Annotated in this window: 13 protein-coding genes; 7 read left to right on the forward strand and 6 right to left on the reverse strand. The window is 60.3% G+C overall.

Annotated elements, in window-relative coordinates:
- Positions 1 to 122: 122 nt before the first annotated feature.
- Both ACM5SV_RS07830 and ACM5SV_RS07835 read left to right on the forward strand, forming a co-directional pair.
- Complete coding sequence (locus ACM5SV_RS07830; RefSeq protein WP_222014581.1) at positions 123 to 815, forward strand: winged helix-turn-helix transcriptional regulator; 693 nt, start codon at positions 123 to 125, stop codon at positions 813 to 815.
- A gap of 435 nt (positions 816 to 1,250) precedes the next feature.
- Entirely contained in the window at positions 1,251 to 1,892 is a 642-nt protein-coding gene (locus tag ACM5SV_RS07835; RefSeq protein ID WP_012759334.1) for a LysE family translocator, read from the forward strand.
- A gap of 26 nt (positions 1,893 to 1,918) precedes the next feature.
- Here ACM5SV_RS07835 and ACM5SV_RS07840 read toward each other — a convergent pair whose 3' ends face one another.
- Positions 1,919 to 2,350: a hypothetical protein gene (locus ACM5SV_RS07840; RefSeq protein ID WP_012759333.1), complete on the reverse strand. Its 432-nt coding sequence runs from the start codon at positions 2,348 to 2,350 to the stop codon at positions 1,919 to 1,921.
- A 229-nt stretch (positions 2,351 to 2,579) separates the two neighbouring features.
- Between ACM5SV_RS07840 and ACM5SV_RS07845 the strand changes: the two genes are divergently transcribed.
- From ACM5SV_RS07845 to ppa, 4 genes are all read left to right on the forward strand, one after another.
- Positions 2,580 to 4,667 carry a M3 family metallopeptidase gene (locus tag ACM5SV_RS07845; RefSeq protein ID WP_222014580.1) on the forward strand — a complete coding sequence of 696 codons (2,088 nt, stop codon included), beginning with the start codon at positions 2,580 to 2,582 and terminating at the stop codon, positions 4,665 to 4,667.
- A 157-nt stretch (positions 4,668 to 4,824) separates the two neighbouring features.
- A complete protein-coding gene (gene typA / locus ACM5SV_RS07850) occupies positions 4,825 to 6,645 on the forward strand; it encodes a translational GTPase TypA (RefSeq protein ID WP_012759331.1) in 1,821 nt (606 codons plus the stop codon).
- A gap of 247 nt (positions 6,646 to 6,892) precedes the next feature.
- The gene (locus ACM5SV_RS07855; RefSeq protein ID WP_003543622.1) at positions 6,893 to 7,399 is read left to right on the forward strand and encodes a GNAT family N-acetyltransferase; all 507 of its coding nucleotides are present in this window, start codon (positions 6,893 to 6,895) and stop codon (positions 7,397 to 7,399) included.
- A 194-nt stretch (positions 7,400 to 7,593) separates the two neighbouring features.
- Positions 7,594 to 8,127, forward strand: a complete 534-nt coding sequence (gene ppa, locus ACM5SV_RS07860) for an inorganic diphosphatase (RefSeq protein ID WP_012759330.1) — start codon at positions 7,594 to 7,596, stop codon at positions 8,125 to 8,127.
- A 4-nt stretch (positions 8,128 to 8,131) separates the two neighbouring features.
- Here the strand turns inward: ppa and ACM5SV_RS07865 are convergent, their stop codons facing one another.
- Positions 8,132 to 8,443 carry a DUF167 domain-containing protein gene (locus tag ACM5SV_RS07865; RefSeq protein ID WP_012759329.1) on the reverse strand — a complete coding sequence of 104 codons (312 nt, stop codon included), beginning with the start codon at positions 8,441 to 8,443 and terminating at the stop codon, positions 8,132 to 8,134.
- Positions 8,440 to 8,730, reverse strand: coding sequence for a YggT family protein (locus ACM5SV_RS07870; RefSeq protein ID WP_012759328.1), 291 nt, complete (start codon positions 8,728 to 8,730; stop codon positions 8,440 to 8,442). The genes ACM5SV_RS07865 and ACM5SV_RS07870 overlap by 4 nt, the downstream gene beginning before the upstream one ends.
- Before the next feature lie 139 nt (positions 8,731 to 8,869).
- On the opposite strand from ACM5SV_RS07870, the gene ACM5SV_RS07875 reads away from it, so the two are divergent.
- The gene (locus tag ACM5SV_RS07875) at positions 8,870 to 10,117 is read left to right on the forward strand and encodes an MFS transporter (protein WP_222014579.1); all 1,248 of its coding nucleotides are present in this window, start codon (positions 8,870 to 8,872) and stop codon (positions 10,115 to 10,117) included.
- Between the two features lie 6 nt (positions 10,118 to 10,123).
- Here ACM5SV_RS07875 and ACM5SV_RS07880 read toward each other — a convergent pair whose 3' ends face one another.
- The 3 genes from ACM5SV_RS07880 to ACM5SV_RS07890 are packed head-to-tail and all read right to left on the reverse strand — an operon-like array spanning position 10,124 to position 13,003.
- Positions 10,124 to 10,897, reverse strand: a complete 774-nt coding sequence (locus tag ACM5SV_RS07880) for a glutamine amidotransferase (RefSeq protein ID WP_222014578.1) — start codon at positions 10,895 to 10,897, stop codon at positions 10,124 to 10,126.
- Positions 10,866 to 11,351, reverse strand: coding sequence for a TerB family tellurite resistance protein (locus ACM5SV_RS07885; RefSeq protein ID WP_012759325.1), 486 nt, complete (start codon positions 11,349 to 11,351; stop codon positions 10,866 to 10,868). The genes ACM5SV_RS07880 and ACM5SV_RS07885 overlap by 32 nt, the downstream gene beginning before the upstream one ends.
- A gap of 17 nt (positions 11,352 to 11,368) precedes the next feature.
- Complete coding sequence (locus tag ACM5SV_RS07890) at positions 11,369 to 13,003, reverse strand: heme biosynthesis protein HemY (RefSeq protein ID WP_222014577.1); 1,635 nt, start codon at positions 13,001 to 13,003, stop codon at positions 11,369 to 11,371.

Genomic DNA, 13,003 nt, shown 5'->3' on the forward strand with positions numbered 1-13,003 from the left:
CGTTTCACAATTGCGGCTAGTACACGAACTGTACTGAACGCCGCCGCCGTATGGCCAGGCGAGCATTTGGCGGACCGGTTGTTTTGCAATATTGTGCCTGATCCAGACCGGTGGAGGTCCTTATGGTAGAGCGTGACGGCTACGGGCAATTCTGCCCAGTATCAATGGCGTCGGAAATCCTCTGCTCGCGGTGGACGACCTTGGTCGTCCGCGAATTCCTTTGCGGATCGACGCGCTTTAATGAGTTGCGTCGCGGTCTACCAAAAATGTCTCCGGCACTCCTATCAAAACGACTGAAAGAACTGGAACAATCGGGCGTCATCACGGTGACAAGGAGTGCGAACGGCATTACCGATTACCAACTCACGGCAGCGGGCGAAGAATTGAGACCTCTGATCATAGGTCTCGGAAATTGGGCTCAACGGTGGATGGAATCGCGACTTTCCTTGAAGAATCTCGACCCTTCTCTGCTCATGTGGGACATGCGGCGGAGCCTCGATACAAGAAGACTTCCGACCCGCCGTTGTACGATACAGTTTCTGTACCCGGAACTTTCGGCCGCGCAAAAGAGCTGGTGGCTTGTGGTCGAAAACGGAAAAGTCGATCTCTGCAACTTCGATCCGGGCTATCATGTAGACCTTATCGTTGAAGGGTCGCTCCGTTCGATGACCGCAATTTGGATGGGCCTCACGACCATACGTCAGGAAACCGATGCAGAAACGCTGAAACTTGAAGGGGACAGGGTCCTCGCGCGCGACATGCAGGAATGGCTCGGTCTTAGTGTATTTGCCAAAACCACCCGGATGAGGGCTTGAACCATCGAAGGCGAGTGGTTCTGACGGATACAGCCCAGCAACGAAGACTCGTCACCCAGCCGGAAAATTGGCACGCACTCCTGCAGAAGCCGATGCCCGCTCTTGGCGCATAGCCGCTCAATCGAACTGCTAAAACCGGAAACGTTTTCCCTAAGAGGCCCGGCCCCGCACTCCCTGACCTCGGTCATTTAGGCCGGTTTGAATCTGAGCCGCCGCGGGCAGTAGCTTTCGGCGTAGACGATCTGGCTCTTGGATGACCGAATTGCGGGCGCAAAGCAGCCACATCCTTCAACAACGAACAAGATGTCCGGCTCGGGCTTGAAAGCCGCCTCCGGTAGCGCTTGCTACCTGATCCCACTCTCCATAGCCGTGCACCACCCTTGACGGATGGCCGTGATCGCTTAGTCTGCTGTCATCATCCTCCGGAGCATTTCCATGACGCAGTCTTTGCTCTTCGGCGCCTTTCTGGCGGCGCTGTTTTATGTGCTGATTCCAGGCCCCGCCTTCCTGCAACTGCTCGGCATCGGCGCCGGGCAGGGTCGCAAGGCGGGCGCTTTCTTCATGATGGGGCATCTGGTCGGGGATCTCATCTGGTCGTCGCTGGCGCTGATCGCGATCGTCGGCGCAAAGACGATCGGAACCTTCGTCTTCGACCTGCTCGGCCTTGCCTGCGGTTTCTATCTCGCCTGGATCGGCTGGAGCGCCGTCAATGCCAAGCCGAAAGCGGAGGGGCAGGCGCTTGTTGTGGTCGAGCGGCCGTTTCGCCGTGGTCTGATCTTCGGCGTCACCAATCCGAAGGGTTATCCGGTGGCGCTTGCCACCTTCACCGCACTCGTTGCAGGCTCGGCCGGCGCGCTCGATTTCGAGGCGTTGCCGGTGCTGCTCGTCGTGTCGTTCGTCGGTTTCGTGACGGCCGACATCATCCTGATCGGCATCATCGGCGCCGGTACGGTGCGGCGCTTCTATCGCGCCCATGAGCGGCTGATCGTGCGCTGCTCCGGCGTGCTTTTCATGGGATTTGCCGCTCAGGCGCTCTGGCACGCAACGCCCGGCCTGCTCGGCTGGCGCAAGGCCTGACCTAGATTTTCGGCATCATGCCCCGATCAGCCATCCAGGAAATTGACGATCGATTTCAGCGTCTGGACCTCGTCGGCATCGCCGATCGACATGGCGACCTGCAGCTGGTTCTTGTAATAATCGAGGAAATTGAAGCTGGTGCCGTCGGTGACGCTGGAGAGATCGACGATGTTGCCGAGCGGATCGATCGCATGCATCGGCAGCGGTTCGGAGATCGCGGCGTAAGTGTTCTGATCGATCAGGCCGCTGTCGAAACTCTGGCGTGCGTAATTGCGTAGTTCTCCAGGGCTGACCGCGGTGAAATCCGGGCCTTCGCCAACATCGTCTTCGATCTGGAACGAGGCCGGGGCGGGAGCTCTGGTCTCGATTTGAATATCAGAGGTCTTCGAACTTTTTGCGTTATTAGGATTGTTTTTAAAAAGCAAACTCTGAGAAGACCGCACAGAAAAAATTTCCATGGCGCATGTCCCCTTACAAGAAGAACATCGGAAAACTAGCGTCTGTGCGTGATTCGCGTCAATCGTTAACGATTGGTTAATTTTCACGTATCAATTGTTGTCCACCGGATTTGGCAGGCGCCCGCCGGATTTGCGAGGCGAGGCAAAAGGTCCTTCCCGGCAACATACCAATTCTACGACGGCTCTCCTATATTGCCGATTCACTTGCATGCCAAAAAGGAATTCTCCGATGTCCTCTTCCCATGATTTCAATCCAGCGCTGGTGACCTGGGACGGTCTTCACGGTCTGCCGCGTTTCGATGCCTTGAACGACGGCGATTTCGCCGCGGCCTTCGAAGCCGCACTTGCCGCGCATGAAAGGGAGATCGACGAGATTGCCGGAAACGGCGATGCGCCGACATTCGACAATACGGTCGTGGCGCTGGAGATTGCCGGAGACGCACTGTCGCGCGTTTCGTCGCTATTCTGGAACAAGGCGGGCGCGCATACCAATGATGTGATCCAGGCGCTGGAGCGGGAGATCTCGCCGAAGATGTCGCGCCACTATTCGAAGATCGGGATGAATGCAGCGCTTTTTGCCCGCATCGACACGCTCTGGGAGAGCCGCGACAGCCTGGGCCTGACGCTCGAACAGACACGGGTGCTGGAACGCCACTGGAAAGGCTTCGTCAAATCGGGCGCCAAGCTTGAGAAGGCCGAGCAGGAAAAACTCGCCACGATCAATGAAAAGCTTGCCGGCCTCGGGACGCAATTCGGCCAGAACGTGCTGGCCGACGAAAAGGCCTGGGCACTGGTGCTTTCCGATGGCGCCGAGCTCGAGGGCCTGCCGGAATTCCTGCGCGACGCGATGGCGGGGGCAGCGCGCGAACGCGGCGAGGAGGGCAAATATGCGGTGACGCTGTCACGCTCGATCATCGAGCCGTTCCTCACATTCTCGGAGCGCCGTGATCTACGCGAGCAGGCTTTCAAGGCGTGGGTGGCGCGCGGTGAAAATGATGGTGAGACGGACAATCGCGCCGTCATCAGGGAAACGCTGGCGCTGCGCCATCAGGTGGCGACGCTGCTGGGCTACGGCAATTTCGCCGAGCTGAAGCTCGACAATACGATGGCGAAGACGGCGGAGGCCGTAAACGGCTTGTTGCGGGCTGTCTGGGCGCGAGCGGTGAAACGCGCCGGCGAGGAGGAGATCGATATCGCGGCAATGATTGCCGAGGAGGGCCGGAACCACGAGGTCATGCCCTGGGACTGGCGCCACTATGCCGAAAAGATCCGGGCGCGGAAGTTCGACTTCTCCGAGACCGAACTCAAGCCTTATCTGCAGCTCGAGAAGATCATCGAAGCCTGCTTCGACGTGGCCGGCCGGCTGTTCGGCATCCGGGCCGTCGAGAAGAAGGGCGTCGCCGCCTATCACCCTGACGTTAGGGTGTTCGAAATCAGGGACCGCGAGGACAAGCTCGTCGCCCTCTTCCTCGGCGATTATTTCGCCCGCAGTTCGAAACGCTCAGGCGCCTGGATGAGCTCGCTGCAATCGCAGCACAGGCTGGAGCTGAAGAACGGTCGCCATGGCGAATTGCCGATCATCTATAATGTCTGCAACTTCGCCAAGCCGGCGGAAGGAAAGCCGGCGCTGCTGTCGCTCGACGATGCCCGCACGCTGTTCCACGAATTCGGCCATGCGCTGCACGGCATGCTTTCGAACGTCACCTATCCCTCGGTTGCGGGCACCAGCGTCTCTCGCGATTTCGTCGAGCTGCCGTCGCAGCTCTATGAGCACTGGCTGACGGTGCCCGATATTCTGAAGCGCTATGCCGTGCATGTCGAAACCGGCGAGCCGATGCCGCAGGCCCTGCTCGACAAGGTGCTTGCCGCCCGGACCTTCAATGCCGGCTTCAATACCGTCGAGTTCACCTCGTCGGCGCTGGTCGACATGGCGTTTCACACGAGAACGACCGTCGAGGACCCGATGGCGGTGCAGGGTGAGGTGCTGGCCGAGATCGGCATGCCGAAGTCGATCGTCATGCGCCATGCGACGCCGCACTTCCAGCACATCTTTTCGGGCGGCTATTCGGCCGGCTATTACTCCTACATGTGGTCTGAGGTGCTCGACGCCGACGCCTTTGCCGCCTTCGAGGAGACGGGAGACGCCTTCAACGGCGAGATGGCGCGCAAGCTCAAGGACAATATCTATTCCGTCGGCGGTTCGGTCGATCCGGAAGACGCCTACAAGGCCTTCCGCGGCAAGCTGCCGAGCCCGGATGCGATGCTTGTCAAAAAGGGACTTTCGACCTTCGAGGAATTGACAGGCAGCGACGCCTAAGACAATTTGATGACACGCTATGATGCGGCGGGGCGACAGCCTTGCCGCAGCTTTTGCGCGTTCCCCCCTTTCGCAAACGCAAAAAAAACTGTATGGACGCCCCAAACTAATAGGCGCGTCCTCTAGAGCGTGCGCCCCAGCCTCAGAGATTTCACATATGTCACTTCGCAATATCGCGATCATCGCGCACGTTGACCATGGCAAAACGACCCTGGTGGATGAGCTTCTCAAGCAGTCCGGCTCGTTCCGCGAAAATCAGCGTGTCGCTGAACGCGTGATGGACTCGAACGATCTGGAAAAAGAACGCGGCATCACCATTCTTGCCAAGGCGACCTCGGTGGAATGGAAGGGTGTCCGCATCAACATCGTCGACACCCCCGGCCACGCCGACTTTGGCGGTGAAGTCGAGCGCATTCTCTCGATGGTGGATGGCGCGATCGTTCTCGTCGACTCCTCTGAAGGCCCGATGCCGCAGACGAAGTTCGTTGTCTCCAAGGCGTTGAAGGTCGGTCTTCGTCCGATTGTCGCGATCAACAAGATCGACCGTCCTGATGGCCGCCACGAAGAAGTCATCAACGAAGTCTTCGACCTCTTTGCGAACCTCGATGCGACCGACGAGCAGCTCGACTTCCCGATTCTCTACGGTTCCGGCCGCGACGGCTGGATGAACGTCAATCCGGAAGGTCCGAAGGATCAGGGGCTTACGCCGCTTCTCGACCTGGTGCTCAAGCATGTTCCGGAGCCGACCGTCCACGAAGGTCCGTTCACGATGATCGGCACGATCCTCGAAGCCAACCCCTTCCTCGGCCGCATCATCACCGGTCGTATCAATTCCGGTTCCATCAAGCCGAACCAGGCCGTGAAGGTTCTCCACGCCGACGGCAAGACGATCGAAACCGGCCGTATTTCCAAGATCCTCGCTTTCCGCGGCATCGAGCGCACGGCAATCGACGAAGCGCATCAGGGCGACATCATCGCGATCGCCGGCCTTTCCAAGGGCACGGTCGCCGACACCTTCTGCGATCCTTCGATCACAATACCGTTGCCGGCGCAGCCGATCGATCCGCCGACCGTCACCATGTCCTTCATCGTCAACGATAGCCCGCTGGCGGGCACCGAAGGCGACAAGGTGACTTCACGCGTCATCCGCGACCGTCTCTTCAAGGAAGCGGAAGGCAACGTCGCCCTGAAGATCGAAGAAGCCGAAGGCAAGGATTCGTTCTACGTGTCCGGCCGCGGCGAACTTCAGCTCGCTGTTCTCATCGAAACCATGCGTCGCGAAGGCTTCGAGCTTGCCGTGTCGCGTCCGCGCGTCGTGATGCACAAGGATGAAAACGGCCAGCTTCTTGAGCCGGTCGAAGAAGTCGTCGTCGACGTCGACGAAGAACATTCCGGTGTCGTCGTGCAGAAGATGTCCGAGCGCAAGGCCGAAATGGTCGAGCTGCGTCCGTCGGGCGGCAACCGCCTTCGCCTGCGTTTCTACGCACCGACCCGTGGCCTGATCGGCTACCAGTCGGAGCTGCTGACGGATACGCGCGGCACGGCGATTATGAACCGCCTGTTCCACGACTATCAGCCCTACAAGGGTGTGATCGGTGGCCGCGTCAACGGCGTGCTGCTCGCCAACGCTCCCGGCGAAGCCGTCGCCTATGCGATGTTCAATTTGGAAGATCGTGGCCCGATGATCATCGAGCCGGGCGAAAAGGTCTATGCCGGCATGATCATCGGCATCCATTCGCGCGACAACGACCTTGAAGTCAACGTCCTGAAGGGCAAGCAGCTCACCAACATCCGCGCCGCCGGCAAGGACGAAGCGGTGAAGCTGACACCGCCGATCCGCATGACGCTTGATCGCGCGCTCTCCTGGATCCAGGATGACGAGCTGATGGAAGTGACACCGAAGAATATTCGTCTGCGCAAGATGTATCTCGACGCAAACGATCGCAAGCGTTTCGAAAAGACGAAGGCGGCTCTCTGAGCGCCATTCAAAGTGCTGCAGCGTCTTGGGTCTCTCGAAAAGAGGCGCGGCGCTGGAGAGAAATCCTTCAAAACCCCGGCCTTCGCGCCGGGGTTTTTTATTGTGCGCCGCGTCGATTCCGTCTTGTGACAATCGTTAAAAAAGCGTTAACTTTTGATCGTCGTCCACATATCAAGTCTGTGGGCAAGCGATCACAATGCCTCTGTGCATATGGTTAGTTGCCTTCGGCGGGACCAGAGTAAACGTTATGAAGACGTTGTCGATCGATGTCCGGCGGGCCGAGCCGCAAGATGCCCGAGCCATATCGGAAACACACAGGCTTGCCTGGCAACACACTTATGCGGGCATCATTCCGCATCGCGCGCTGACGCAGATGATCGAGCGGCGCGGCGAAAGCTGGTGGCGCAAGGCGACGCGCGGACCGGCGACGCTGCTGGTTCTCGATGTTGCCGGGACAGTCGCCGGCTACGCGACGCTCGGCCTCAACCGGGCCCGCGCCCTGCCGCAGGAAGGCGAGATTTACGAGCTCTATCTTCGGCCTGAGTATCAGGGCATCGGTCTTGGCAGGATGCTGTTCGGCGAGGCGCGCCGTCTCTTGAAGTCACTCGGCTGCAACGGGCTGGTCGTCTGGTGCCTCGAGGATAACGAGACCGCCAGCCACTTCTACCGCAATCATGGCGGTGTCGATTTCTGCGAAGGCATGGAAAGTTTCGACCACAGGCAATTGAAGAAGATCGGCTTCATCTGGAGCTGAACGGCCATTCAAAGTGCCACAGTGTCCTTCGCGTCTGAAAAGACGCGCGGAGTCGGCGGTCGCCTATCTCCTATTAGAAACTTTTGATGTGAATGTGGCCCGGTGCAGTCAAGCATTGGTGCTGTGCCATGTTGCGTTGCCACATGAAACTGATTATCTGGCTGCCAGCACATTCAACCTCGCGGGAGCTTCTTATGCGCATCGACGCCATTGCAATCGGTAATAACCCACCTGAGGACGTCAACGTTATCGTCGAGGTTCCGGTCGGCGGTCATCCCATCAAGTATGAGATGGACAAGGAAGCCGGCACGCTGGTGGTCGACCGTTTCCTCTATACGCCGATGACCTATCCGGGCAATTATGGTTTCGTGCCGCACACGCTGTCGGAAGACGGCGACCCGATCGACGTCCTGATCGCCAGCACTCGTCCGCTGGTTCCCGGCTGCGTCATCAATGTGCGCCCGATCGGCGTCCTGAAGATGGAAGACAATTCCGGCAAGGATGAGAAAATCATCGCCGTGCCGTCGCCGAAGCTGACGCTGCGCTATGAGAAGGTGAAGGACTACACCGATCTTCCCGAGATCACGCTGAAGCAGATCGAGCATTTCTTCGAGCACTACAAGGATCTGGAACCCGGCAAGTGGGTGAAGATCTTCGGTTGGGGCGACTCCAAGGAAGCAGGCGAACTCATCCTCGAAGCCGTCGAGCGCGCCAAGAAGAAAGGCTGATCGCTCAGCCTAAAAATATCTCGAGCTTTTTTACCAAATCCTCCGGATCGCCGTCGATCCGGAGGATTTTTTTGCGTGCCGTGTCGCCGGAGATAAGGCTGACGCTGGATTTGGGGATGCGGAGCGACTGGGCGATCAGCAGGATGAGGGCCTTGTTGGCCTTGCCTTTCTCGGGCACGGCAGTGACGCGTGCCTTCAGGAACGCTTCACCCTCGCCGTCGGCCTCGATGCCGTCGAGAGCGTCACGCCCGCCATTCGGCGTCAGCCGGACGGCGAGGCGAAGATGGTCATCGAAAAGGCTCCAGGGACGGCTCAAGCGACCAGCGGGTACAGCGTGGTCCAAAGCAGGGTGCGCAGGAAGAAGATGATCAGCAGCAGGATGATCGGCGAAATGTCGATACCGCCAAGGTTCGGCAGCAAGCGGCGGATCGGCTTCAGCACCGGTTCGGTGACATTATAGAGGAATGTGCCGACCGAATTGACGAACTGATTGCTGGAATTGATAACATTGAAGGCATAGAGCCAGGAAAAAATGGCACTGCCAATCAGGATCCAGGTGTAAATATTCAAAGCCAAATCAATGGTTTGAAACAGCGCAAACATCATCGTCTCCAATTCGTTGTTGACAGACATGTAGACATTGGCGACTAAACGAGCAAGTGCCGTGTGGAAACGCACGGTGAATCATGTTTAACGGGCGGCTTTGCCGCTATTCCGGCGCCCGTCTCCTCGGAAAACCTCCATGTCGTTTTCGCCCACCGGAGACCGTTTTGCCGCGTTCCGGCACTCGTCCTATACGCGGTTCTTCTTCGCGCGCTTCCTGCTTTCCTTCTCGCAGCAGATCGTCAGCGTCGCCGTCGGCTGGCAGATGTACGACCAGACGGGCAGCGCGATCTATCTCGGTTTGATTGGTCTCGTGCAGTTCCTGCCGTCGCTGCTGCTCATCCTCGTCACCGGTTCGGTAGCCGATCGGTACAATCGCCGGGCGATCGCCGCCCTCTGCTCGCTGGTGAGCGCGCTCTGTACGCTGGCACTGCTGGTTATGACTTTAATGGGAAGCTTTACGCCGCTGCCTGTCTTCGCGGTGCTTTTGATCTTCGGCATCGAGCGCGCCTTCATGTCGCCGGCGGTACAGTCGCTGGCGCCCAATCTGGTGCCGGAGGAGGCACTCTCCAATGCGATCGCCTGGAATTCGTCGTCCTGGCAGCTCGCGGCAATCACCGGGCCGGTGCTCGGTGGCCTGCTCTATGGTGTCAGCGCGCCGACTGCCTATACGGTGGCGGTGATCTTTTCGGTGCTCGGTGCGGCCCTTCTCTACATGATCCCGAAACCGGTGCAGAAGACGACCGGCGAGACCAAGAGCTGGGCGATGATCCTCGGCGGCTTCAGTTTCATCCGTGCCGAAAAGGTGGTGCTCGGGGCGATCTCGCTCGATCTGTTCGCCGTGCTGCTCGGCGGGGCCACGGCGCTGATGCCGATTTTTGCGCGCGATATCCTCACCCTCGGTCCCTGGGGCCTCGGACTGCTGCGCGCCGCACCCGGACTTGGCGCCATCGTCATGGCGATCTTCCTTGCCGCCTATCCGCTCAGACATCGCGCCGGCATCTACATGTTTATCGGCGTCGCCCTGTTCGGCGTCGGAACGATCATCTTCGGCGTCTCGACCAACACCGAGGTCTCGATCGCGGCGCTGGCGCTGATGGGGGCGGCCGACATGGTGTCGGTCTATGTGCGCGAGAGCCTGATTGCGCTCTGGACGCCGGATCAGCTGCGCGGCCGCGTCAATGCGGTCAACATGGTCTTCGTCGGCGCTTCGAACGAGCTTGGGGAATTCAGGGCGGGCACAATGGCGGCGCTCTTCGGCGCGGTGCCGGCGGTTGTCATCGGCGGGATCGGGACGCTTGTCGTGGCGGCGATCTGGGCGTCGAGTTTCCCCAAACTGCGTGGGATCGATACGCTCGACGCGCCCACATCGTCGGAATCGATTTAAGGAAGGTTACGCACGAAGAGCGATAGAAGACGTCGCCTTCGCCGTCTTTCCCTCGAAGACTATGTCGAGGAATTCGGTCAGCCAGGCTTTCAGCGGCGCGTCGAACAGCATGCGGCCTTCGAGATGTTCGCGGCCCTGCTGGGCGTTCGGCAGGATGAAGCGATGGGCGCCATGCACGACCCAGCGATGCATCATCACCCGGGTCAATTCGGCATGGAACTGCAGGCCCCAGGCGTTGCCGTCGTAGCGGAAGGCCTGGTTCGGATAGGCATCGCCTTCGGCCAAGAGGTCGGCGCCACGCGGCAGCTCGAAGCCCTCGCGGTGGAAATGATAGACCACCTTCGGCCAGTGCATCAGCAGGCGACCCTTCTCGGTCGGGTGCAGCGGATACCAGCCGATCTCCGTCGAGCCGTCGGCATTCGACTGCACCTTGCCGCCGAGATGATGCACCAGCATCTGCGCGCCGAGGCAGATACCGAGATAGGGACGTTTTTCCCGCAGCGGAACGTCGATCCAGTCGATTTCCTTCTTGATGAAGTCATCGGGATCGTTGGCGCTCATCGGCCCTCCGAAGACGACGGCGCCGGCATGGTCTTCAAGTGTTGTCGGAAGCGGCTGGCCGAGAACCGGGCGACGGATATCGAGGCGGTAGCCCTTTTCGACGAGCAATTGGCCGACACGGCCAGGGCTCGACCGCTCCTGATGCAGGACGATGAGGATCGGGCGCCCGTCGCGGTTCAGGTTTTGCTCAGTCGGTATCATCTTGCGCAACCTGGACATCTGTCACCCTGGCGGCGGCCTCCTGCCGCTTCTGAATGCGCTCGCGCGAGGAGACGCCGAGCAGATCGGCGATACGCCAGATCACATGGTCTTCCATCTCGCTGCGCTCGCCATCGGCATAGACGATGTCCCAGAGGACGCCGATCAGCTCGAGGCGTTGCTCGGTATTGAGATGGCGTTTCAGGTCGGCGGTGAAGCGATAATAGTCGACGGCGGAGCTTTCGGCCTCAAGGCCGGCGGCTATCAGAGCATCGAGCTGCTTGCCGTCGAGTGCATACTGCTCCTTCAGAAGCTTGCGCAGCCGCTTCTTTTCGCTGGCTTTGATCTGACCGTCGGCCTCCATGACCTGCATGCAGAGCGCTGCCACTGCGATGCGGGGATCATCAGGGGCAAAACCTTTCTTCGGGTGGTCGGCGGTGAGATTCTGGAAGAATGCCTGAAAGCGTTCGAACATGCGGTTTTCGTTCCATTTCAAAAAAGGCGGAGCCGTGTCTTGGGTTCCGGTTCCACCCTGGGATCGCGAACGCCGGGATCATCCGGCAGTCCGCCAAAGAAAGGTTTTGCCTCGCTCGGTGCGGGCGCCTTATCGCTTACGGCCGGTTCGACGGGTTTCGGTTTTGCCGATGTCGGTGCTGGTGCTGGTGCCGGTGCTGGTGTGGGGCGCACAGCCTCGGCAATCGTCGCGGCGCGTTCCAGCTCAATGATGCGATGGTCGTTAACCGGGCTTTCCGGCCTGACGTCACGCAGCGGCGGCAACGTCTTCAAAGCCGTTTCGATCGAGGCCGGCGCCGAACCGTCTTCGAGCGCACCCTCGATCTGACCGAAGGGCGCCTTCCACTCGAAGGCATCGAGACGGCCGGTCACCGGCGATACCGGCAGCCACTTGTCGGACACGAAGCCGTCTGCAACCCAGGCCGGATCGCGCGGCGCCTTGAGCGCCTGGGCCAGCCAATGGCGCACGCGACCCTGGTCTCCGGTTTCGGCTTCTTCGATGTCGGCCAGCAGCAGGTAGGCGGCTTCACGCGGCTGCATGCGGGCCGCCGCTTCCGCCTTGGCGCGCGCCTTGGCGAATTCCTGCGCGTCGAGGGCTGCCTGGGCGACGACGAGAAGAGATTCGACGTTGTTCGGGCGCTGCCCTTCCAGCCGCTCAGCGCGCTTCAGCCGGTCGAGCGTGGAATCTCCGCTGCGGGCCCTGACATAGGCTTGTCCGATCTCAGGATGAGGTGCGGATTTCCATGCCTGTTCGAGGATCGAGGCGGCCTTGCGCACGCCGCCTTCGCGAAACAGCGCTTTTGCGGCAATGAGGGCCGCCGGAATGAAATCGGCGGCAAGCTTCAGCGCCTGCAGCGCATCGTCGCGGGCACCCGTCGGGTTGCTTTCCAGCTTCTCGCCGGCGCGCGCCGTTAGAAGGACGGCGTGCAGGCGGTTGGCTTCGGCCTTTTCGACGACGCGGGCAGCCTTTTGCTGTTCGAGCAGGCGGATCGCATCGTCCCAGCGGCCGGCTTGGCTGCGATATTCGAGCGTCGCCTGTGCGGCCCAGGGAAGATATGGCGCGTTGTCGGCCGCCTTTTCGGCATATTGGCGGGCGGCCTCGTTGGCCCCGAGACGGCGGGCTTCCAGATAGAGGCCGCGCAGACCGAGTTCGCGCGTCTCGGGATCGTTGGCCATGGCCTCGAACTTGGCGCGCGCCTCGTCATGGCGACCTTCGATCAGGGCGGCCTGGGCCTCGAGCAGGTTGATCAGCGGTTCCTGATCGGCGCGGATCAGGCCGCGCGAGCGGGCCGCCATCTTGCGGGCGAGCAGCGCATTGCCGGCGCCGGCAGCAATCAGGCCGGTCGACAGCGCCTGATAACCGCGGTCCCGCTTGCGGGCGCGGAAATAACGCGTCACCGAATGCGGCGAGGTCCAGACGAGACGGACGAACCACCAGGCGATCATGACGGCGGCGACGAGGGCGATGATCGCGCTGGCGGCGACGATCAGCTTCGTCTGGTAGATCTGGCCTTCCCAGATCAGCGAGAGGTCGCCGGGACGATCGGCGAGCCAGGAGAAGCCATAGGCAAGAAGCAGCACGAAGAGGGCGAAGACGACAAGGCGGATCAGCAT

Origin of the sequence: Rhizobium sp. CRRU65, assembly GCF_048551595.1 — a bacterium.
GTDB lineage: Bacteria > Pseudomonadota > Alphaproteobacteria > Rhizobiales > Rhizobiaceae > Rhizobium > Rhizobium leguminosarum_J.

What these genes read in the sequence shown, in the direction of transcription:
- ACM5SV_RS07835 (WP_012759334.1), top strand. Translation starts at nt 1,251, where the DNA reads ATGACGCAGTCTTTGCTCTTCGGCGCCTTTCTGGCGGCGCTGTTTTAT.
- ACM5SV_RS07845 (WP_222014580.1), top strand. Translation starts at nt 2,580, where the DNA reads ATGTCCTCTTCCCATGATTTCAATCCAGCGCTGGTGACCTGGGACGGT.
- ACM5SV_RS07870 (WP_012759328.1), bottom strand. Translation starts at nt 8,730, where the DNA reads ATGTTTGCGCTGTTTCAAACCATTGATTTGGCTTTGAATATTTACACC.
- ACM5SV_RS07840 (WP_012759333.1), bottom strand. Translation starts at nt 2,350, where the DNA reads ATGGAAATTTTTTCTGTGCGGTCTTCTCAGAGTTTGCTTTTTAAAAAC.
- ACM5SV_RS07885 (WP_012759325.1), bottom strand. Translation starts at nt 11,351, where the DNA reads ATGTTCGAACGCTTTCAGGCATTCTTCCAGAATCTCACCGCCGACCAC.
- ACM5SV_RS07855 (WP_003543622.1), top strand. Translation starts at nt 6,893, where the DNA reads ATGAAGACGTTGTCGATCGATGTCCGGCGGGCCGAGCCGCAAGATGCC.
- ACM5SV_RS07830 (WP_222014581.1), top strand. Translation starts at nt 123, where the DNA reads ATGGTAGAGCGTGACGGCTACGGGCAATTCTGCCCAGTATCAATGGCG.
- ppa (WP_012759330.1), top strand. Translation starts at nt 7,594, where the DNA reads ATGCGCATCGACGCCATTGCAATCGGTAATAACCCACCTGAGGACGTC.
- ACM5SV_RS07890 (WP_222014577.1), bottom strand. Translation starts at nt 13,003, where the DNA reads ATGCTGATCCGCCTTGTCGTCTTCGCCCTCTTCGTGCTGCTTCTTGCC.
- ACM5SV_RS07875 (WP_222014579.1), top strand. Translation starts at nt 8,870, where the DNA reads ATGTCGTTTTCGCCCACCGGAGACCGTTTTGCCGCGTTCCGGCACTCG.
- typA (WP_012759331.1), top strand. Translation starts at nt 4,825, where the DNA reads ATGTCACTTCGCAATATCGCGATCATCGCGCACGTTGACCATGGCAAA.
- ACM5SV_RS07880 (WP_222014578.1), bottom strand. Translation starts at nt 10,897, where the DNA reads ATGTCCAGGTTGCGCAAGATGATACCGACTGAGCAAAACCTGAACCGC.